The following is a 20,568-nucleotide window of genomic DNA, read 5'->3' on the forward strand; positions in this document are numbered from 1 at the left end:
AACGTTTCGGCTCAAAATCACTCCATCGCAAGACAACAGCCCGTCAACACGGGCCAACCTGCAGGAGCAGCCATGACCTACCATTCATCTAACACCAACAGACTGAAGACAGCCCTGGCGGGCGTTATAGCAACCCCAGCGGTCCGGACAGTTTCGCTGCTTGCGCTGTGCGCAGCCTATATCCAGGGACCTTTGACCAAGATTGTCGATTTCAATGGTGCCATGGGCGAGATGGACCATTTCGGTCTGCATCCTGCTGCCGTCTTTGCCGTGATCGTCATTGTATTTGAGCTGACAGCGTCTGCCATGGTGATTTCAGGCTTTCTTCGTTGGGCGGGTGCGCTCGCCTTGGCAGGCTTCACTATTGTGGCGACGCTCATCGCTCTGCGCTTCTGGGAAATGGCTCCCGGCATGGATCGCATGATGGCGACCAACGCTTTCTTCGAACATCTTGGCCTTGCCGGAGCATTCGTCTTCGTTGCCGCCTTCGATCTGACCAAAGGAGCGAAGTGATGAGCGTCCGCACATCCTCAAGCGGAAGCTTCGCCCCGCTGCGTCAGCCGGTCTTTGCGGTCCTTTGGGCGGCAACGGTTCTGGGCAACACGGGCAGCTTCATGCGCGATGTCGCCAGTTCCTGGTTGATGACCGATCTTTCCGCAGCACCGGCAGCGGTCGCTCTTGTGCAGGCAGCCGGGACGCTGCCGATCTTCCTCCTGGCGATCCCGGCGGGCGTTCTCTCTGACATTCTCGACCGTCGCAAATTCCTGATCGCCATTCAGCTTCTGCTTGCCAGCGTCAGCATATCGCTGATGACACTGTCCTATATCGGCATGCTGTCCGTCAGCGCCTTGATCGGCCTGACATTTCTGGGCGGCATAGGAGCTGCTCTGATGGGACCGACATGGCAGGCCATCGTGCCGGAACTGGTGCCGCGCGAAGATGTAAAAGGCGCGGTCGCGCTGAACTCGCTGGGTATAAACATCGCCCGCTCGATTGGCCCTGCGGCAGGCGGGCTTCTGCTCGCGGCGTTCGGAGCGGCTGTTACCTATGGCGCTGACGTCGCAAGCTACATTCTCGTCATAGCGGCACTCATCTGGTGGCCACGCGCCAAAAATGCCGATGATGCCCTGTCTGAAAATTTCCTCGGCGCGTTTCGTGCTGGGCTGAGATATACCCGCGCCAGCAAGCCATTGCATGTCGTGCTGTTGCGTGCGGCCATTTTCTTTGCCTTCGCCAGCGCCGTCTGGGCGCTGCTGCCCCTCGTCGCCCGCCAACTTCTTGGCGGTGACGCCAGCTTTTACGGCCTTTTGCTGGGCTCGGTCGGCGCAGGCGCCATTGGTGGCGCGCTGGTCATGCCGAAACTGCGCGAGCATTTTGACTCCAATGGCCTGCTTCTCGGCTCTGCCATCATGACAGCCCTCGTCATGGGCATTCTTTCACTTGCCCCACCGCAGTGGCTGGCCATCATCATCCTGCTGTTTCTTGGAGCATCCTGGATAACCGCACTAACGACGTTGAATGGCGCGGCACAGGCTGTTCTACCCAATTNGGTGAGAGGTCGCGGGCTTGCAGTTTATCTGACGGTCTTCAATGGTGCGATGACGGCGGGCAGCCTTGGTTGGGGCGCGGTGGGCGAAGCCGTGGGCGTACCAGTAACGCTGCTCATCGGAGCGGCAGGATTGCTGGTCGCGGGCTTCATCATGCACCGAGTCAAGCTTCCAGCAGGCGACGCAGATCTGGTTTCGTCCAACCATTGGCCCGAGCCGCTGGTCGCAGAGCCGGTCGCGCATGATCGCGGTCCCGTGTTGATCCTGATCGACTACCATGTCGAGAAGCACAACCGCAGCAAGTTCCTGCATGCGCTGGATGAGATGTCATCCGAACGACGCCGGGACGGAGCCTATGGCTGGGGTGTTACCGAGGACTCTGCCGACCCCGAGNAAATCACCGAATGGTTCATGGTGGAATCATGGGCGGAGCATTTGCGCCAGCACAAGCGCGTGTCCACTGCAGATGCGGATGTTCAGAGCAAGGTCATCGCATTCCATACCGGCCAGGATAAACCAGTGGTTCGGCACCTTCTGACAATCAACAAACCGAGCAGAGCAACATGACCGGATTATTGCAATTATCGAAATTTAATCGACACTTTTGTTGCAATTGCTAGTCGTTCGTTTTCGGCACATTCTCTTCACATAGACAAACGCACTGCACACGAAACCACTTCGAACCAACAAGGAGCCATCATGGCAAACCACAATTTTTCTCTGAGCCGCCGTGATGCACTTCTTGTCGGCGCTGTCATGACTGCGGGAGTGCTACTTACAACCCGCCCGGTCCATGCTGCACCGGCTGCCACAAACCCAAATCCAACCACAGGAGACAAGACAATGGGCTTCGTTAAAACCACAGACGGCACCGACATCTTCTACAAGGACTGGGGTCCGAAGGACGCACAGCCAATCGTGTTCCATCACGGCTGGCCCTTGTCTTCCGACGACTGGGACGCACAGATGCTGTTCTTCCTTGCAAACGGCTACCGCGTAGTTGCCCACGACCGTCGCGGCCATGGTCGCTCAGCGCAAGTCTCCGACGGCCATGATATGGACCATTACGCAGCCGACGCATTCGCCGTTGTCGAAGCACTGGACCTGAAGAACGCCGTTCACATCGGCCACTCGACAGGTGGCGGCGAAGTTGCGCGCTATGTCGCAAAGCACGGCCAGCCTGCCGGTCGCGTTGCGAAGGCCGTGCTGGTATCCGCCGTTCCACCGCTGATGCTGAAGACAGAAGCCAACCCAGAAGGCCTGCCCATGGACGTCTTCGACGGCTTTCGGTCAGCCACTGCTGCCAATCGCGCTCAGTTCTTCCGCGATGTTCCTGCCGGCCCATTCTACGGCTTCAACCGTGAAGGCGCGACCGTTCATGAAGGCGTGATCCAGAATTGGTGGCGTCAGGGCATGATGGGAAGCGCGAAGGCGCATTATGATGGCATCAAGGCGTTTTCGGAAACCGACCAGACGGAAGACCTGAAGGCAATTACGGTGCCCACGCTGGTTCTCCACGGCGAAGACGACCAGATCGTGCCGATTGCGGATGCGGCTCACAAAGCCATCAAACTGCTGAAGAACGGCACCATCAAAACGTACCCCGGCTTCTCGCACGGCATGCTGACCGTGAATGCCGAGGTGCTGAACGCCGAGCTGCTGGCCTTCATCAAGGCTTGATCCAACTCAACATGATGCCGACGGCCAACTGTCGTCGGCATCATCAGCCTAGTGACGATTGCGCGAGCGCCATTCGTCCGGTGTGACACCCACGGAATGCGTGAAATTTTCAATGAAGGTCGCTTGCTCGCTGAAGCCACAGGCATCCGCAACCTGATCGATACTCTCGCCGGTCTTGGTAAGGTAGGCCTTTGCCCTGGCAATCCGGCTCGCCAATAGCCACTCGCTAATGGACTGTCCTGTCGTCTCTTCAAAGCCGGAGGACAGCTCTTCCACCGAAAAGCCGCTGGCAGTGGAGATATCCTCAAGGCCGATGTCGCGGGAAAGATTGGTGTTTATGTAGGTCTTGATCCGCTTTTCCTGCATGGAGGTGAACTGCCCGGAAGCCGAAAGATGTTGGGCAGGAGACCGACCATACTTATGGGCAAGATGCGCGATAAAGGCGAGACCGATGTGGGGAACGAGCGTATCCCTTACCTCATCCGGCATGTCAAACATGGGCATAAGCGCTGCGCCCATATTGCGGATCACTTGGTCATGCAAACCGCGACAGGTCAGGAAATCATCGATCCGAGGCTCGCCTGCTTCCTCGGTCAGTTCGGCAAGATGCGAAAACGGAACGTGGAAGGCGAGAACATCCAGCCGGCCATTGATGGAAATCGCCGCACCCTGTTTCAGACTGACAAGACAGATGGAGGCCTTAGGATAGATCTTGATCGGTTCTATCCGCTTGTCCAACCCAATATCGGAATGCTGGGCATCCTCAAGATAGAGCATGACGAGGAATGCGTTATCAGGCTCTAGAATGACGCGGCTGTTGCCATGCTCATAACATTGCTGAAGATGCACGACGGTGAGCTGGGCATCCCGTAACGGCCTGATGACCAATGCCCTTGCCGCTTTTACACCAAAGCTCGCTGCAATTTTTTCACTGACTGCCAACCATTCACTCACATTCGTATCGTTGTTACATAAACTACGTTGCAGGCCTGATTGCGGATCAACTATCGCAGTTTTCTACACATAATTTGTCACGCTATCTTGTATAAAAGCATTCTCGTAGAGTGGTTACAGTCCGTAAACTGATTGCAGTGCGGGAACACATTTCGATTCGGTCAAAGAGCACCGTTGCTGCAATCAAAAGAGAGGTGGGTTTCATGAGTGCCGGTTCAGACGATAAAGGCCTCCCCGTCCACGGCAAACCCTCCGACAAGTTCGGCTGTACGTTGACGCAACTGTCGATCAACCAAAGCCTGTCATCCTCGAACATAGACATTTTCCGGAAGGCGACAAAGTCCACCGCGCTTGATCAGGTGAAGACATCGGCCAGTGATCAGGGGTTCGTCGTCGGGGTGTCGTTACTCGCCGGTCACGAGCGGAGGATCTTTCACGCAAATCATGCGATCAGCCATGANTTTTCCGAGAACGCGATCTACATCCGCGACCTCTCCGACAATTACAAAGCCGATCTCAGCACGCCTTTCGATTTCATGCTGTTTCAGATTTCGCCCTCATCGCTTGCAAAGATAGCGGAAGATGCGGATGTGAGTGGCGTAACCCTGCTGACGACGGAAACGGCATCCAAAGACATCGTCCTTGCCAACCTAGCCCGCGCCCTGCTTCCCGCGCTTCAGCGTCCAGAAGAGGCAAATGCGTTGTTCGTTGACCAGATGACAACGGCTATCGGCACCTATCTGGTTCAGCGTTACGGCGGGCGACCAGTACCGGCTGTTACACGAACACCGCTGCTCTCACGCGCACACGAACAAATGGCCAAATCCATCCTGCTTGAACATCTTGAAGGTGAAGTCTCAATTGCTGACGTGGCGGAAGCCTGCAACCTGTCACGGGGTTATTTCATCCGTGCTTTCCGTGAATCCACAGGGATGACGCCCTATCAATGGCTCCTTAACCAACGCATCGATCGCGCCCGGCAATTGATCAGAGCGTCCAATGCACCTCTCGCAGAGATCGCAGTGGCTTGCGGATTCGCAGATCAGAGCCACTTCACACGCGTTTTTTCTACCGTGGTCGGGACAACTCCTGGGACTTGGCGACGGAACGTATGACCTAGTCTCCGACAACGTTTCGGCCGGTTAGTTCATCGGTGGAATTTCCATGTTTCAAGCTCGCACAACCCCAAGCAATCAACCGGTTGAGCAATCTCTACAATGTAATAGATTTCCTCGAGAACCATCGAAGATTCTCTGGCCGAAGACGATGCGAACATTCGTGGTGTCAAAGCTTTTGAGCGGAATCGAATAAGCCTTCACCTAGATAATGACGCTGGTGGAGTTCATTAGACTAGCAGCAACTTATTTCTGAAATGAAGCGAATACCGGGTATGCCGACGTTGTGATCGAGATGTAGNTTTCGGCACTTAGNCCCCCCCCCTTGAATCCTGCCGTGCCTTCCTTGAAGATGCGCGCGACTACCNTTTCCTGCCGCTCGTTCAACTGGCGTCGAAACGATCATAGAATTTTGCTTTCTGAATGAAGAAATCTATGCGCTCAAGCGTCACCCGTTGAGCATCCAGGATAGTTTCTGAAAAGNAAATGATCCAGTCGGTGATATTCAGCGTGCTCTGGTGCCGCTCAAGCTCGGAGTGGTAAGGCTGGGACGATCGGCCGGAATTGATAAGCTGTTTCCGGCCCATCATTCCCGTAGTTGTTCATTACCGCGCCAACCCGGCCCGCTTTCTCATCCCGGGGGCATCCTTCCACAAGGCGTTAAGATCTTTTCAGCGAACACCGTAGAAGCAACGAGGTTGTGCAGTAGAAGATGGCGCAGTGGCGCAAATCTAGCTGAACTCAACAATCACGACTGTATTCTCGACGTATGGGTTACCGATGCGGGCTGCACCTAGAATCACCTAGTCGCGGAGCACGGCTCAAAGGAACCTGTAAACAAAGGCCGCATGGTGGCCACGAGTGTACGTTTGGACGACGCTGCAAGGCCGGTCGTTCGGAATGTTCCACTAAGTGCTGTGCCATCTCGCGTCTTCAAAGATCTAGCTGCTGAATACATCATGTCTTTAAAATCGTTCAGTGCAATGCCATCGGCGTGCATGACTGCATGGATCAAAGGATCCCCCAAAATTTCAGCGAGCGTCATCTCGTCCGTCGTATGTTTCATCGCAGTCTCCTTTCGATAATTCCTAATTCCTGAAAGCGGGCGATTACTTGACGGGCCCTGGCTGAGGTGTTACCAGTAAGTAACATTCGAATAGTTACCGACCGGTCACACCTATGTCAACACTGCTTCAGGATAAAAATTAAAACTCATGAAACCCGAGAAATCTGATCGCGCTCCCGAGGAGAAAATCGCACCTCGTGACCGGATCGTGTCAACGGCCTGTCAACTGTTTCGCGAACACGGGATACGCGGCATAGGTGTTGATGCCATCGCGGAAGCCGCCTCGACCAACAAGATGACGTTATATCGACATTTTGGGTCTAAGGACGATCTCGTCTGTGAAGCGCTCAAGCACAGTTCTCGAACGCTCGAGAAAGCCTGGGAAGATCTCGAAACGGATAACCCAGGCGACCCAAGAGCTCAGCTTACAGCCTGGGTAAAAGCACGCGCCCAATGTCTTTCCAGCGAACCTTATGGATGTGATTTGGCCAATGCTGCGGTGGAGTTGAAAGAGCAAGGCCACCCGGCGCATGCGATCATAGAAACATTGAAGATGGAACAGCATTCCCGGCTTGCCGATCTTTGCCGTTCCACAGGTGTTAGCGATCCAGAGCNTTTAGCTGACACGCTATCCATGCTGTTGGAGGGAGCGCGCGTCAGCAAACTTGCAGCGGGCAAAGAAGGTCCGTCTATGCGGTTTACGCGTGCGTGTGAAGCGGCCATGGTCTCCTTCGGTCTATATGCACAGGCTCCTTCCTGAATCCTGCTGGAGCACGGAGGAAGTGATACTAAGAGCGCGAAGCTGGCATTCTGATCGACCACCTGAATACTCATCAAATGAGACCTCGCCCCATACGTCGTATGTTGTTATCATTTCAAGCTGAAGGTCTTGATGGGAGCCGAACTTACGACCTGTTCATTTGCACTGTTGAGTTCAGCAGGATTTAACCCGANTTTCCAAATCGCGTCAGTCCACCACATTCGGTGAAGTGAATTGTCCGACAATAATTTTATCCGGTGCAAGTGGATTACGGCGNAAAAAAATGGATCAAATTCATAAGAAAACGAACACTTGTCGAACTATTCTGCCGTCGTCACCGTCTTCATCCCGCCGCAGGTTGCACCTTCGAATATGGGAGGAACGGCAAATCACCCATGTTTGCGCAAGAAGTTACCAAATCAGTGTTGGGAAGTGCTTATCGTGCAGGCCAATTCCATGCAGGTTCGTCAATCCCTTCAGCCACCGTTTCGCCAAGTACCTTGGAGAGCCTCACCATCAATGCCTTTCCTTCGGCGTCAAGTTGCGAAACCAACTCCTCCGCATGGGACACGACGAGGAGTTGAGACCGGTCACACGCCCGGATGATCAAACGGCACAGGGGCGCAAGGAGGCTGGGATGCAGACTGGTTTCAGGCTCGTTAAGCACCATCAGGGAGGGAGGGCGCGGCGTGGTGAGAGCTGCCACCAAGAGCAGATAACGCAAAGTGCCATCGGAGAGTTCTGCCGTCGAAAGCGGCCGCAGCAAGCCCTTCTGGCGCATCAGCAGTTCGAAGCGCCCTTGCTCCGTCTTGATCTCGATTGTGCTGCCTGGNAAAGCATCTTCGATAGCGGCATCAAAGCCCGCCGCATCGCCAATTTCCCGGATCGTCGCGATGGCTGCTGCCAGATCGGCGCCGTCTGATGACAGGGCCAATGTTCGAGTTCCAATCTGCATCTGTCGCACAGGCGAAGAGGGATCTGTTCGAAAGTGATCGTAAAAACGCCAGCCACTCATTTGGGCACGCAAATACAGAAGTTCAGGTAAGTTCTTGGGGTCAGCGGACTGCGTCATCATGCTTTCGAATGGTGCGAGATCATGCAGCAGCACCTGACGTTGACCGNTTTCGGAAAGTGCGGTCACGACTGGCCCTGCACGTTCTGCGAACACATTTCGGCGGCTGAACGCTTCACCTGCCCACACCGCTTCTGCCTTGATGACGGGATCAAGCGCAAAATAGCTCGGTTGGGGTGGAGCCACAGGCAATCCCAGATCAATCGCGTAACCGTAATCATCTGATGCAAATCCAAGCTTGAGTGCGACCGGATGTTTCCGCACCGTCCCCTGCACGGGAACCGTGCCGTCCTTCATGCTACGCGAAAAAGCCTCCGGTCCAGCCCATATCGTTGATTGCAGGCCACCCTCTGCCGCCAATGATGCGATAGCCCGTCCCTGCGCGACATCTGCCAGAAGTCGTAGCGCCCGATAGAAACTCGACTTTCCTGCCCCGTTCCCGCCGGTCACGACGGTAAGTTTTTCAAGCGGCAGGACGAGGTTACGAAGGGACCGATAACCCGAAATGGCGATAGTCAAGATCATGCGCTACCCTTAAATCTCTCTTCTCCCACCAGATCAACGAACGCTCTCANGGGTGCCGACATGAGCCTGCTTGAGAAGTATAGCCGTGGACCATCGAACGTGCTCCACCAATGCTGCAAGACTGGCTGGAGATCGCCGGTCTTCAACGCGGGATCAAGCCAATTCTTAAAAGTACAGATGATTCCATGTCCACCGCGCGCCAGTTCAATCGCAGCAGGTGCCGCATCGACACCGATGATGACACGACCTGGAGGATCGACGGTCAGTGACTGGTCGCCGCACTCCAATTCCCAGGCCGTGAGCGCACCGCTTGAGAACCGGAGCCGGATGCAATCGTGGGCCAAAAGATCGCTGGGATGCGAGGGTGTACCCTGCGTATCGAGATAACCCGGCGATGCTGCGAGCGCCAGACGCTGAAACTTCGGGCCGATGGGAACAGCGATCATATCCTGCGCCAGATGCTCACCGTAGCGGATACCAGCGTCACATCCCGCAGCCGTGATGTCGACAAGTCTGTCCTCCACCACAATCTCAATTCGTACATCTGGAAAACGGATCAGGAAACGATCAATGAGTGGAGGCAGTATATCGACCATGACGGCCCCGGTGACATTTAGCTTGAGTTGACCCCTCACCTCGTCCTGAGAGCTCATGGCATCCTGCAGTGCCGCTCGCGTTTCGCGCATAAGCGGCGACAGACGTTCCGCAAGCGTCCGCCCTACGTCCGTCAGACTGACGCTCCGTGTGGTTCTTATGAGGAGAGGAGCCCCCAACCGGGTTTCCAACAAAGCAACCTTCTCGCTGACCGTCGATGGCGACAACCCAAGTCGCTTAGCGGTTTTACGAAAACCACCCGTCTCGCACACCGAAAGAAAGATGGACAGATCGTCCATAGGAAGTTGATCGCTGTTCGCCATGGCGATCAGACTAGCCGGTTTCAGGTATCTTATCAAACAATCCCTCAATGCTAGATTTGACTGCATCGGCTGCAGGCGGATTGTTGAAAGTCAAAACCTTCAACCATATTCAAACCAGGAGAAATCACATGACGGTTAAGTCTGTGTTGATTACGGGCTCTAACAAGAGCATCGGCTACGAGACAGCCCGGCAGCTTGGCCGGCTCGGTTATCGCGTCTGGCTTGGGAGCCGAGACGCCGAGCGGGGTGCAAGTGCGGCCCAAAAGCTTTCCTCAGAGGGTGTTAATGTGCGAGTGATCGCCATCGATGTAGGGGATAACGATAGCGTCAAGAACGCAGCGGCAACCGTGTCCGCCACCGATGGGAAGCTTGACGTGTTAATTAACAACGCTGGTATACCAGGAAGTTATGCCGCTCCGGGCGCACAGGAAATCACTGAAATCGAAACTGTGTACCAGACCAACGTTTTCGGCCCGATCCGAACGACGCAGGCGNTTTTGCCTATGCTTCGTGCGTCCGGCCAAGCCAATGTCATCATGGTCAGCAGCGGTCTTGGATCGCTGACATGGCTTTCTGATCCCACACACCCCTACCACGCTGTGAACATTCTTGCGTATAACAGTTCCAAGACGGCGCTGAATGCTATCACCCTGTCTTTGTCCAAGGACCTCGCGAAGGATGGGATCAAGGTCAATGCCGCCGATCCTGGCTACACGAAGACGGACTTCAACAACCACACCGGATATCGAACAGTCGAACAGGCCGCTGATACAATTGTCTGGCTGGCGTGCCAAGATGCCTCCGGACCATCGGGCGGGTTCTTTTTCGAAAGAAGCCAAGCGCCATGGTAACTGTGCGGTCGCTAACTCGCACTAACTTGCGCGGGTCACATTCCCCCTCCCCTAGACTCAGCAGTAGCATAATTTTCTAGCGTTCAATCAAATCCAAGAGTTGCTTTGACTCATCCGCAAAGCGGAACAAAAAAAGAACCAAATCAATGCAGGCTGCGTCCAGTCTGGAGAACCAGGGCAATGAATCTNAAAGATGGAGATTGAATAACGTGCCACCGCAATTCGAAATGCCGCAGGCTGACCCGGTCGAGCGCATTATCGCATAGCACGATGGTGATGAGCGCAAAGCCATAAAAACCCTACTGGATGATGTGCAGCATTTGCACCAGCACATGGCGCTGGCGACGTCTGCCACGGGACATGGATTTAACAGAGGTGGCTTCCAAGCGAAGGGAGCGACGCTCTATAATAGTCATTCAAGCTCTCAAGCCCATTGTAAACCTCTTACCAAATGATGTTGAGCACGTCGGAGNTTTTCAATTCAAGATACCCCTGGCNAAAATGATCTGAGACAGCGCAGATTGCTGCGCTATAGGCGACTTGCCATTTGGCAAATATATGGTATTTTATGCCAAATCAGAGGGCATGAAGCATGTTGCTAGAGCGGATTACAATCACACCTGCAAGTACAAATTCAACTGAAATTTCTGATGCTGAAGCAGGGGCATTGGCCCGCACGACCGTCAATCTTTTCCGACAATGGAATATCTCGGACGCCCAAGCCAGTACGCTGCTGGGTGGCCTGTCCGCACGCACCTGGGCGCGATGGAAAGAGGGAAACCTTGGCCGCATCGACAGAGATCTCAAAATGCGCATGGCTCATCTGATGGGTATCCATAAGGGGCTGCGTCATCTTTTTAAAGAANCCGCGCNGGGATATGCCTGGGTCAAGGCACCCAATTCTGCGTTTGGTGGTGCGTCAGCACTTGACTTCATGCTTCGCGGCGAACTCTCCGACCTTGCAGCTATAAGAGAGTGGCTCGATGCAGAGCGCGGCGCATGGTGAGTGGTTTTGCGGTACCGACTTCGGTTCAATGGCCGCAGACTTATCGAATAATTCGGTCAATCTACCCGCCGATTGATTTGTTTGAGGACATTGCCGATCCACGTGACTGGGAGGCTCTGGTTTCGGTCGAAGCGAAATCCAACCCACGCATTCGATTGGAAGTGGGGGACCTCGGTAAAGTTCCCGCACACAGACGGGTGTCAGGGCCTGGTGCTAGCCTGTTGATGGCTCCATTCGTCCATTGCTCACCTGCAAGACCCGGCCGCTTTACNGATGGTAGTTACGGCATCTATTACGCGGGAAGCAGCGAAGAAGTTGCAGTAGCCGAGACAGTCCATCATCACCAGAAATTCATGGCTGCAACATCCGAAAGTCCAGGCTGGACTTCAGACTTCCGTGTCCTGATAGGGAGCATAGACACAACCCTTGATAACGTAAATGCAGTACCTGACGTCCTTGACGCGACCGACTACGGTCCTTCGCAGATCGAAGGCAAAGCACTGAGGGACGATGGCAGCAACGGACTCGTGTGGGATAGCGTACGTATGCCGAGTTATCAGTGCATTGGTCTCTTCTGGCCGGACACGGCGCCGGTACCCGTTCAAGGGCGGCACTATTGCTACCACTGGGATGGTTCAAGGGTGGATTTTGTTCGCCAATATGATAGCGGAACCGTGCTCGCTGTCATTTAACCTAGCTTCGAAACAACCAGAAATGCCCAAAATCGTGTTTTGTGGGTCATATGGACCTATCCGTGAAGTCGGTGGCAGCTCTGTCTGCCATGGCCGTCGGTATCCNTTTTTGCTCGGCTGGCATCGGGCTTGGCATCAAGCTATCGCCGGAGTGGCTGATGGTTCCGGTCTCCCTGCTGATTGCCTGTGCCATTGGGGCGCTGATCGGATTTCTCAACGGTGTCCTCGTCGTCAAGCTGAAGACGAGCGCCTCATCATCACGCTCGCCTCTTTCATATGGGTGCGCGGTATCGTGCTGGCCGTTTCCGGCGGCAGGTCCGCGCAGGATCTCGCACCCCTCCATCCGGGTGTTCGCAATAGAACGCTTCCTCGGCATTCCGCTTTCCGGCTGGATCGCGATTGCCTGCTTCGTCGTATTTTCGGTTCTCATGTCGAAAACGCCGCTCGGGCGGCATCTCGTGATGATCGGCGGCAATGAAACGGCGACGTTCCGGGCCGGTATCCGCGTCACCCGCAACCTTATCCTCGCCNTCGTTATGACTGGTGCCATCGCCGGTCTTGCGGGCTGGCTGCTTGCAATACGTACCTCGAGCGCAACGGCTACCCTCCTCGGCGGAGCTGGCATGCAACACAAATGCATTGAAGCTTTCCGCTCGACCTCATACACCGTGCTCGAGCAAGTTGTTAATGTTTCGCTGTAGCCGGTCCCTTTCGTTGCGGACGTCTATAAGCATGCATCGAAGCTGACAAAGGAACGCAGATGTCGATAACTGTACAGNAAATAATCCCCGCAGCGCGTACGCACCAATTCCATCAGATGGTTGAGCGCTGGCTTAACGAGGGTCCAATCAAGCTCGCGACGAATGCCACGATAACAGCAATGGACAACGCCGGACTCCCGAAAGCTGAACAGGCAGCGATCATTGAGGATCGCGATATCATCATGAAACACAATATGCGTCTTGGTGTAATCAGCGAAGTCTTCGCACAAGCGATCGAGAAAACGGTGAACTCGTCTCGATCAGGCAGTGACGCACGGGATGAGATCGCTCGGTTGATTGTGACTGCAGTGGGCATCCGTCAGGAAGATGACAGTGAACGGGTCACATTCACCTTCACTTCTCAAACTGAGGCAGAATTGTTCGATGAATCCATCTGACAGCGGCGCAAGCATGTTGAAGTCTGATTGATTGAGAGCCACCCAGCCGATGTTACCGGCGTTCGCTTTCTATTTTGTCATAAACCGTGATCAGCGGAAGGAAAGGCCTAAAGATTGGCGGAGCTAGTCTGCTGGGGTGAGAACAATCTTGCCACGGGCGCGACCAGCCTCAGATATGCTGCCATGGATGGCACGTCCATCACGACGTAGTATCGCTCCTTGTCTTCGGCTGGTGGAATGTTTCCGATGCACTCCAGAAGACGGCGGTTGTTGAGCCAGTCCCATTCGAGAGTGGCGAATTCAACGGCTTTGAAGTTTCGCCATGGTCTTCGCCAACGGATGACCTAGGCCCTGTAGAAGNCCCCCCGCTGCAATTGCCACCAGACCTCTCGAACGCAATAAACCTGGAAGTTCTCATGGAACACACGACGTATCTCGATCTTCATGCCTATGTCGGCGCGAGCGCGGACCGACAAGCGGTCCACGTCCAGCCACTTGGCGCTGGCGTCAGAGTAGGTGGACGGGGCAAACGCCTGGACGCATTCGAACCGTCGACACATTGTTTATCATCGGTTTCAAGTTCCAACCTAACTCGACTACAGCAATTTATTTCAGCAATAAAAGCGAGTACCGGGTATGCCGACGTTCACCCCTACGCGTCAGTGCACCGATCTCCACGAGCTGCTGAAGGTCGCGTGTTGCTGTAGCGCGGGATGTATCTGTGATCGAGATATAGTTCTCGGCACTTAGACCTCCCTTGAAGCCAGCCGTGCCTTCCTTGAAGATACGCGAGACTACCNTTTCTTGCCGCTCATTCAGCTTGTCCCGAAAACGATCATAGAACTTTGCTTTCTGGATGAAGAAATCTACGCGCTCAAGCGTCGCTCGTTGAGCATCCAGGATAGTCTCTGAAAAGAAAATGACCCAGTCGGTGATATCAAGCGTGCGCTGGTGCCGCTCAAGCTCTGAGTAATAGGCCTTCCGGCGCTTCTCGATTGTGAAGGCGAGTGAAATGAGGCTTGGCTGCCCTATGNTTTGCGCCAGGGATTTCTCGGCGAGCGCGCGTCCAATTCGGCCGTTGCCATCCTCAAATGGATGTATGCTTTCAAAGTAAAGGTGTCCTACTGCGGCGCGTGCCAAAGCTTGAAGCGACGTTTGACCATCTGGCCCGGATTGATTGAACCATGTGATGAAGGTCTCCATCTCAGCGGCAACCTGACGAGATGGGGGAGCCTCGAAGTGGATAGTGGGTTTGTCCAATCGACCTGATACGATCTGCATGGCGTCTTCATGCGTGCGGTAAGCACCAACCGTTTCAATATATCGGTTTCCGGCCATCAGCATTGAATGCCAATGGAACAGTCCCTCATGGTCCAGCGGCCTATGCCAGCTTCGATAGACATCCGCCATCATCTCGGCGATCCCCCGCTCTTGGGGGCGGATCTGTCTATCATCAGTGTTTAGCCCGAACTGGCGGCGGAGTGATGACTGGACACTCACGCGGTCCAGAAATTCCCCCTCAATCTCTGAGGTCTTGACCGCTTCGTCGCTCAGCAACTCAATGCGAAGTTGGTTGCTGTCGTCATCGTTGAAATGCCGGACAGCACCGATAACCTCGCCGGCGGACTGCAAGAATTTCTGCTCCAACGGTACCAGGCTTGCGGTGTCGTACCTGAAGTTTGGCCAATCAGTGNTTTGCCAGTTCCATTTCATGAGTTATAGCATCCCTATCTATAACTCATAATTAACGCTATAAATGAGCTATTGCAAGCCCGTCTATCGCTCAGCACCACACTCTGCAGCTCTCCATTCCTGCAGCGGCGATCGACAGATACCCGATCGGCCGGCTGTTCGGTCTATGCAAAAGAATATTGAACACGACCCTTAAGCGGCGAGCATCGCCGTTGTTTCAGTTTTCTCGAACATGCCCTCAAGAGCAAGAAAGCATATCATTCCGCCCGGTTGGGCAATGATACCCTCGGCATAGCGCATGCCGCTGGACATGCTGATCTCGGGGACTGGCTGAAGCAGGTTGGCGGCGATCGTCAGAATGTCAGAGACACGATCAACGACTAACCCCATCGCCCTCCCGTGCACCTCGGCAACAACGATCGCGCTACGCTCGTTAGGCTCAGTGCTTTTCATGCCAAGCCTGGTAGCTAGGTCGATGATGGGAATGACCGTTCCCCGAAGATTCATCACGCCGATTACATCGGACGGTGCATGTGGGATGGGTGTAGCCGGTGACCATCCGCGAATTTCACGAATGGTCGTTGTACGGACGCAAAATTCTTGGTCGTGGAGCCGGAAAGCAATAATCTCGAGCATATCGCTGGTGCTGCTTGTGGAACGATTGGAAACGTTCATCAAAACTCCTCCCAGCTTTCCTTGAGGGCGGCGTTGCCGGAAAAGGCCAACGCGACCTTCCCTGACAGTCGTTTTGCCGGCGATGCGACCGAACAATGTGCAGGCCCGGCCGCCATTACCGATGCTGTGTTATGGAGTGCTCCTCCGAGCTGAAATTGCGAGATCAGCTCGCGCAACCGCCCGCTCTCGTTGGCAAGCGTCGCGCCGGCGGCACTTGTTTCTTCAACCATCGCGGCGTTTTGCTGCGTCACCTGATCCATTTGATTGACGGCTGTGTTGACCTCGGCAAGACCAATGGACTGTTCCTTCGCAGATGTTGCAATGGAATCCATGTGCTGGTTCACCGTAACGATGTAGGCTTCAATCGTCTTCAGCACCTCACCGGTGTCGCTCACCAGCTTGACGCCATTCTGCACCTCGATCGACGAATTTCGGATAAGGTCCTTGATCTCCTTGGCCGCTTTCGCAGAACGCTGAGCCAATTCCCGGACTTCCTGCGCGACGACGGCGAACCCTCTCCCGGCGTCCCCGGCCCGTGCAGCTTCCACGCCCGCGTTTAACGCCAGAAGGTTGGTCTGAAATGCAATCTCATCGATAACGCCAATGATATTGGAGATCTGGTTTGAAGACTGCTCGATCTTCTGCATCGCATCGACGGCGTTCGCCACCACGCGACCTGATTGGGCAGCGCTTTCATTAGCCTGTACGGCAGTCTTGCGAGCTTCATCGGCGCGCTTTGAAGAGTTTGTAACGTTAACGGTGATCTCATCCAAAGCCGCAGCTGTCTCCTCAAGAGCCGCTGCTTGCTGCTCCGTCCTTTTTGCCAGATCGTTGGCGCTCTGGCTTACCTCCCGCGAGCCACTATCAATGCCGTTAGTTGCAGTCGCCACAGCGGTCAGCGTACTGCGAAGCTGTTCGACTGCCCTGTTGAAGTCAGTTCGCAAACTCTCAAAATCGCCAGCGAAAGGTTGGTCGAGCTTGACGGTGAGATTTCCGGCGGCGAGCTGTCTCAGACCTTCCGCAAGACCACCCGTGGCCTGGGACATCGCTTCGGAGCGTAACCGTTCTTGTTCGGCGCTACGCTGACGCTGGTCTTCGGTCAGGCTATGCTGCTGGTCCGCATCTCGTTCCAGTTCGCGCGTCCTCAGTGCATTGTCCTTGAAGACCTTCACCGCACGCGCCATGGCGCCCACTTCGTCGGTTCGGGTTTCGCCTTCTACTGCGGCGTCGAGATTGCCGTCAGCCAGTTGTCCCATAGTGCCAGTGATGCGGCCAATCGCGCCTGCCAGCGANTTTGCNAAAAGGAAGAAGCCCAGCAGCGAAAGCAGGGAGACGATTGCCGTGCCGATAACGGTTGTCCAAAGGGCGTCTCGCGCCGCATGGGCAANCGACGTCACATCAGATGCAATCTCAAGAACGCCAATGGTTTCGCCGGAGAAATTCGTAAAAGGAAGTGCCGCCACGACATATTCACTGTCGCCCACAGATAGCTCTTCCTGTACACGCTGCCCCGCGAATGCTGTCTTCATGCCTTCTTCGGACAGCAACGAGGCCTCTGATGTTGAGGCCTGCTTCACGAACTTTCCATCCATCATAATTTGGACAGCGATCTCGCCGCCGATACGTTCTGCGACTGAGTTAAAGTAGTCATTTGCCAGTGCCGTTCCGGCATCTACGGCACCGATGACTTTTCCGTCACGAATAACCGGGGCGGAAGCAAACATGCTGACAGCCGTGCGGCCGGGCTCAATTCCGGCAACGAGCTTTCCGGTCGACAGAGCCTGTACAACCGNTTTTGCGGCGACCTTTCATGTCGTCGCCAAATTTATCGGGCGCGTGAATGCGCGCAACGGCTTCACCATTGGCGTTGATGAATGTAATAAGCTGGATGCCACCATCGGTGGTTATCGATGTTAGAGATGCTATATAGCGCGACAGGATTTCTTCGCGCCCATTTGCCTCTATCAACCGTGCTGTGTCAGGCTGNCCCGCCAGAGCTACCACAAGAGCTGACGCAGTCTTTCTCTGCGCCGCCATGTCTGTTTCAACCAAGGTCATATCTGCGGCGGATTCCCGCTGCAGAGCTTCTGCGCTCGAAACCGATTGGCGATACCATGCAGTTCCGCCAATGGTAGCGGCTGAGAACAATACGGCAGCAAACCCGTAAGCCGTGATCTTTATCCACAAAGGACTTTTAACTTTAGTACTCGACATTTCATCCCCCAGATTGCGTCATTCACACTGTTCATAGTGCTCAAATCTTAAAGAAAGGGCGTGCAAGGAGAGTACAAAGCGCCTCCTGGACCAGATGCGACTTAATTGGCAAAGGACTTCATCTTCGACTTTACCTTCGAGAGCGATTTTTGAAGCGCCACGATTCNTTTCCGGTCTCGACAAGTTCGCAATGGTACGTTAGGCGGTCGCGAAGTGCGGTGGTCATCTTGGCATCGTCGAATACGTGCCGGGCGTGTCCTGATAGCCCTGGCCCTGCTGAGAAATCTGGGTGACCTCAGAAATAATCAGCCCTGCAGAAGCGCGCTGGGCGTAATATTCGGCGGTCAGATCGCCGGGCACGAAGCCCGCGCCGGCGCGATTGCGGGTGAGCGGTACCATGACGATGCGGTTTGCAAGCGTGATTGCGCCTAGGTTGGTTGGTTCGAAGAGCGTGGTCTTGGTCATGATAGCGCTTTGATACTTTTCTGAAGCGGCATGGGTTCATCGAGTGAGGAAAGGTCACACCGGCGTGTGATAGCGTTCAGCAGGAAGCGCATTGGCGAGATTGCCGAGCATGGCTTTGCGCGCGCCATCGAAAGCGTCCCACTGGCCGATATCGTGCAGCGGCGGGATGGTCACCAGTTCGCGGCGGTCGAACCCGACCAGGGCTGCATCGACCAGATCGCCCATTTCCATGACATTGCTCATGGCATTGACGTCNGCGNCGACGTGATCCCAGATCTCGGTCCGGGTCGTGGCGGGAAGCACCGCCTGAATGTAAACGCCCTTCGGTCCGAGCTCATGCGCAAGTCCCTGGGACAGGAAAAGGACGAAAGCCTTGGTCGCACCGTAGACGGTCATGCCGAATTCCGGGGCGAGGCCGACGACCGAACCGATATTGACGATCGCGCCTTCTCCTGCCTTGGCAAGACGGGGAGCAATAGCGCTGGAAAGCCTGACGAGTGCGGTCGCGTTGAGCGCAACGAGCTTGGTCATGTCATCGACGCTCTGGTCGACGAAGCTTCCACCAATCGCCGTTCCGGCATTGTTGACGAGAATGCCGATCCGCGCATCGTCACGCAGCCGGGCCTCAACCTTAGCAAGATCCGTCGCCTGGGTGAGATCGGCCGGGAGGATGTCGATCGTCACGCCGGTTTCCTGGCGCAGACGGCTTGCAAGCGTCTCCATGCGCGCCGCGTCTCGGGCGACCAGCACGAGATCATGGCCGCGTCGTGCGAACCGTTCGGCATAGGTGGCACCGATGCCAGTAGACGGACCGGTAATCAGGACTGCGGAAATTTGGCTCATTGGATTGCTCTTTTCTCTGATTGAACCTATATTCATGATCATCATCATGATTGGATTTAAATATGATAGCCATCATGTAAATTTCAACAGGTGTTGCGGAGAATTTTGNAAATGAAGGTCAGCCGAGAACAGATGGCAGAAAACCGTCGCCGGATTCTGGATTTCGCGAGCAGGTTGTTTAAGGACAAGGGGTTCGATGCGGTCAGTGTGGCAGAAGTCATGAAAGCAGCCGGACTGACCCATGGCGGCTTTTACGGACACTTCACGTCAAAGGACGATCTTGTGGCCCAGACGCTTGCCCAGGCGCTGTCATCTGACAGTGTCGGAGACGGCGAGTTCAACAGTTTCGTCCGCTCTTACCTAGCACCTCGTCATCGGGATAATCCCGGCAATGGATGCCCGACGGCAGGCCTCGCCGCCGCTATTCGTCACCAAACGCCCGCCGCAAAAGCCGTCATGACAGAAGGATTGCGCACCCAGATCGCGCGCATTGAGCAGGCGCTGCCTGAGCAAGGTGCAGCCGAAAAGCGCCGTGCAGCAATAGGAAGCTGGGCCGCAATGGTCGGAGCAGTCATCCTCGCCCGTGCGGTCGATGATCCCGAATTGTCTGACGAGGTTCTTGAGCAGACGCGCGAATGGATCGAAGCTAGCATCGGTTAGCCCGTAGAGATCAGATTGTGCGAATATTGACGGCTGCCGAACCAAGGATAGGGTTCCACCGCCCCCCTTCTTCCGCTATTGGCCGTTGGGATTCGAACCGTCGGCGACCTCCCGAGTTTGATACTGACTTTACTTCTCCGTTCAATGCACACTTGACTTTTGAAGAGAGGGAGCCCTCGAGTTCAGTGTTACCCAGCGACAGATCAGCCGAGAAGACTGTGCTCGGAACGTAACCGCTCGTTCTCCTGCACATCGACGCGGACGATATCGATCCCGAGTTCGATTGAACGATAAAGGACGCTGCGGCTTAAGCAAGTGGAGAAGAGACTTCGGAAACGTAAACCCTATTCCGTAGTCCGACGCCCACTTTTGCGTTTATGCACAAAGGCTCTCAAGCTCAACGGGCACCGATACGGACCCTTTCTCTACTAGAAATGTAACCAGATCCTCGATCGTTACGAGAAGCAGGCCATGGCGTGTAGCGAAGATTTCCAGGTCCGGCANGCGCGCCATCGTGCCATCATCATTGGCAACCTCACAGATCACTCCAGCCAGCGACATGGCTGCGTCCCTAATTTCAACCTCTCTCTTTAAGATTACTCGGCAGATTACGGCGAGTTTGGGATGCGGCGTGAAGATTATGGTCTCGCGGTTGCAAATAAGGTCTTCCCTCCA

At 55.0% G+C, this 20,568-nt stretch carries 19 protein-coding genes and 5 pseudogenes; 11 read left to right on the forward strand and 13 right to left on the reverse strand.

Translation table 11 applies throughout. The annotated features are described in order from the left end of the window. Window positions 1–72: 72 nt before the first annotated feature. From CUC55_RS04375 to CUC55_RS04385, 3 genes are all read left to right on the forward strand, one after another. Entirely contained in the window at window positions 73–513 is a 441-nt protein-coding gene (locus CUC55_RS04375; protein WP_067653197.1) for a DoxX family protein, read from the forward strand. After that, window positions 513–2,114 carry an MFS transporter gene (locus tag CUC55_RS04380; RefSeq protein ID WP_103087071.1) on the forward strand — a complete coding sequence of 534 codons (1,602 nt, stop codon included), beginning with the start codon at window positions 513–515 and terminating at the stop codon, window positions 2,112–2,114. The genes CUC55_RS04375 and CUC55_RS04380 overlap by 1 nt, the downstream gene beginning before the upstream one ends. Window positions 2,115–2,390: 276 nt before the next feature. Continuing rightward, window positions 2,391–3,227 (forward strand): alpha/beta fold hydrolase, encoded by an 837-nt coding sequence (locus CUC55_RS04385; RefSeq protein ID WP_067653384.1) that lies wholly within the window; start codon window positions 2,391–2,393, stop codon window positions 3,225–3,227. A gap of 48 nt (window positions 3,228–3,275) precedes the next feature. Here CUC55_RS04385 and CUC55_RS04390 read toward each other — a convergent pair whose 3' ends face one another. Continuing rightward, complete coding sequence (locus CUC55_RS04390) at window positions 3,276–4,181, reverse strand: helix-turn-helix transcriptional regulator (RefSeq protein WP_245304042.1); 906 nt, start codon at window positions 4,179–4,181, stop codon at window positions 3,276–3,278. A gap of 815 nt (window positions 4,182–4,996) precedes the next feature. Here CUC55_RS04390 and CUC55_RS23540 point away from each other — a divergent pair. Continuing rightward, a complete protein-coding gene (locus CUC55_RS23540; RefSeq protein ID WP_425352740.1) occupies window positions 4,997–5,296 on the forward strand; it encodes a helix-turn-helix domain-containing protein in 300 nt (99 codons plus the stop codon). 276 nt (window positions 5,297–5,572) lie between these two features. On the opposite strand, the pseudogene CUC55_RS23110 reads toward CUC55_RS23540, so the two are convergent. Continuing rightward, a pseudogene (locus tag CUC55_RS23110) lies at window positions 5,573–5,838 on the reverse strand (DUF4172 domain-containing protein); the annotation flags it as partial. 257 nt (window positions 5,839–6,095) lie between these two features. Further along, window positions 6,096–6,362 (reverse strand): hypothetical protein, encoded by a 267-nt coding sequence (locus CUC55_RS04405; RefSeq protein ID WP_067653189.1) that lies wholly within the window; start codon window positions 6,360–6,362, stop codon window positions 6,096–6,098. A 148-nt stretch (window positions 6,363–6,510) separates the two neighbouring features. Here CUC55_RS04405 and CUC55_RS04410 point away from each other — a divergent pair, with 148 nt between their 5' ends. Then, a complete protein-coding gene (locus tag CUC55_RS04410; protein ID WP_103087072.1) occupies window positions 6,511–7,122 on the forward strand; it encodes a TetR/AcrR family transcriptional regulator in 612 nt (203 codons plus the stop codon). Window positions 7,123–7,558: 436 nt separating this feature from the next. On the opposite strand, the gene CUC55_RS04415 is transcribed toward CUC55_RS04410, so the two are convergent. Further along, complete coding sequence (locus CUC55_RS04415) at window positions 7,559–8,719, reverse strand: AAA family ATPase (RefSeq protein ID WP_103087073.1); 1,161 nt, start codon at window positions 8,717–8,719, stop codon at window positions 7,559–7,561. Next, the gene (locus tag CUC55_RS04420; RefSeq protein ID WP_425352733.1) at window positions 8,716–9,702 is read right to left on the reverse strand and encodes a LysR family transcriptional regulator; all 987 of its coding nucleotides are present in this window, start codon (window positions 9,700–9,702) and stop codon (window positions 8,716–8,718) included. Before CUC55_RS04420 ends, CUC55_RS04415 begins: the two co-directional genes overlap by 4 nt. Window positions 9,703–9,764: 62 nt before the next feature. On the opposite strand from CUC55_RS04420, the gene CUC55_RS04425 reads away from it, so the two are divergent. The 5 genes from CUC55_RS04425 (at window position 9,765) to CUC55_RS04450 (ending at window position 13,344) form a co-directional block, all read left to right on the forward strand. Continuing rightward, on the forward strand, window positions 9,765–10,487 hold the full coding sequence (locus CUC55_RS04425) for an SDR family oxidoreductase (protein WP_103087075.1): 723 nt from the start codon (window positions 9,765–9,767) through the stop codon (window positions 10,485–10,487). 592 nt (window positions 10,488–11,079) lie between these two features. Continuing rightward, window positions 11,080–11,493, forward strand: a complete 414-nt coding sequence (locus tag CUC55_RS04435) for an MbcA/ParS/Xre antitoxin family protein (protein WP_103087076.1) — start codon at window positions 11,080–11,082, stop codon at window positions 11,491–11,493. After that, window positions 11,487–12,185: an RES family NAD+ phosphorylase gene (locus CUC55_RS04440; protein WP_067653176.1), complete on the forward strand. Its 699-nt coding sequence runs from the start codon at window positions 11,487–11,489 to the stop codon at window positions 12,183–12,185. Before CUC55_RS04435 ends, CUC55_RS04440 begins: the two co-directional genes overlap by 7 nt. Window positions 12,186–12,235: 50 nt before the next feature. Next, on the forward strand, window positions 12,236–12,886 hold the full coding sequence (locus CUC55_RS04445; protein WP_103087077.1) for an ABC transporter permease: 651 nt from the start codon (window positions 12,236–12,238) through the stop codon (window positions 12,884–12,886). Window positions 12,887–13,065: 179 nt separating this feature from the next. Further along, complete coding sequence (locus CUC55_RS04450; protein ID WP_245417687.1) at window positions 13,066–13,344, forward strand: hypothetical protein; 279 nt, start codon at window positions 13,066–13,068, stop codon at window positions 13,342–13,344. Between the two features lie 176 nt (window positions 13,345–13,520). Here CUC55_RS04450 and CUC55_RS23115 read toward each other — a convergent pair. The 7 genes and pseudogenes from CUC55_RS23115 to CUC55_RS04485 form a co-directional block, all read right to left on the reverse strand. Further along, window positions 13,521–13,688: pseudogene (locus CUC55_RS23115) on the reverse strand (IS3 family transposase); the annotation flags it as partial. Window positions 13,689–13,950: 262 nt separating this feature from the next. Continuing rightward, the gene (locus tag CUC55_RS04460) at window positions 13,951–15,057 is read right to left on the reverse strand and encodes a Fic family protein (protein ID WP_103087079.1); all 1,107 of its coding nucleotides are present in this window, start codon (window positions 15,055–15,057) and stop codon (window positions 13,951–13,953) included. Between the two features lie 171 nt (window positions 15,058–15,228). Further along, window positions 15,229–15,711 (reverse strand): chemotaxis protein CheW, encoded by a 483-nt coding sequence (locus CUC55_RS04465; protein WP_067653170.1) that lies wholly within the window; start codon window positions 15,709–15,711, stop codon window positions 15,229–15,231. Then, window positions 15,711–17,925, reverse strand: a pseudogene (locus CUC55_RS04470) (methyl-accepting chemotaxis protein). The gene CUC55_RS04465 and the pseudogene CUC55_RS04470 overlap by 1 nt, the downstream one beginning before the upstream one ends. Before the next feature lie 130 nt (window positions 17,926–18,055). Beyond that, window positions 18,056–18,151, reverse strand: a complete 96-nt coding sequence (locus tag CUC55_RS04475) for an ATP-binding protein (protein WP_425352734.1) — start codon at window positions 18,149–18,151, stop codon at window positions 18,056–18,058. A gap of 11 nt (window positions 18,152–18,162) precedes the next feature. After that, window positions 18,163–18,390 (reverse strand): annotated as a pseudogene (locus CUC55_RS04480) (oxidoreductase); the annotation flags it as partial. Between the two features lie 54 nt (window positions 18,391–18,444). Beyond that, window positions 18,445–19,233 carry an SDR family NAD(P)-dependent oxidoreductase gene (locus tag CUC55_RS04485; RefSeq protein ID WP_103087094.1) on the reverse strand — a complete coding sequence of 263 codons (789 nt, stop codon included), beginning with the start codon at window positions 19,231–19,233 and terminating at the stop codon, window positions 18,445–18,447. A gap of 111 nt (window positions 19,234–19,344) precedes the next feature. Between CUC55_RS04485 and CUC55_RS04490 the strand changes: the two genes are divergently transcribed. Then, window positions 19,345–19,893 (forward strand): TetR/AcrR family transcriptional regulator, encoded by a 549-nt coding sequence (locus tag CUC55_RS04490; protein ID WP_067653164.1) that lies wholly within the window; start codon window positions 19,345–19,347, stop codon window positions 19,891–19,893. Window positions 19,894–20,268: 375 nt separating this feature from the next. Here CUC55_RS04490 and CUC55_RS23120 read toward each other — a convergent pair. Further along, window positions 20,269–20,451: pseudogene (locus CUC55_RS23120) on the reverse strand (3,4-dihydroxy-2-butanone-4-phosphate synthase); the annotation flags it as partial. Between the last annotated feature and the right edge of the window lie 117 nt (window positions 20,452–20,568).

The organism is Agrobacterium bohemicum (assembly GCF_002896715.1).
Lineage (GTDB): Bacteria > Pseudomonadota > Alphaproteobacteria > Rhizobiales > Rhizobiaceae > Agrobacterium > Agrobacterium bohemicum.

What these genes read in the sequence shown, in the direction of transcription:
- CUC55_RS04375 (WP_067653197.1), top strand. Translation starts at nt 73, where the DNA reads ATGACCTACCATTCATCTAACACCAACAGACTGAAGACAGCCCTGGCG.
- CUC55_RS04385 (WP_067653384.1), top strand. Translation starts at nt 2,391, where the DNA reads ATGGGCTTCGTTAAAACCACAGACGGCACCGACATCTTCTACAAGGAC.
- CUC55_RS23540 (WP_425352740.1), top strand. Translation starts at nt 4,997, where the DNA reads ATGGCCAAATCCATCCTGCTTGAACATCTTGAAGGTGAAGTCTCAATT.
- CUC55_RS04405 (WP_067653189.1), bottom strand. Translation starts at nt 6,362, where the DNA reads ATGAAACATACGACGGACGAGATGACGCTCGCTGAAATTTTGGGGGAT.
- CUC55_RS04450 (WP_245417687.1), top strand. Translation starts at nt 13,066, where the DNA reads ATGGACAACGCCGGACTCCCGAAAGCTGAACAGGCAGCGATCATTGAG.
- CUC55_RS04465 (WP_067653170.1), bottom strand. Translation starts at nt 15,711, where the DNA reads ATGAACGTTTCCAATCGTTCCACAAGCAGCACCAGCGATATGCTCGAG.
- CUC55_RS04490 (WP_067653164.1), top strand. Translation starts at nt 19,345, where the DNA reads ATGAAGGTCAGCCGAGAACAGATGGCAGAAAACCGTCGCCGGATTCTG.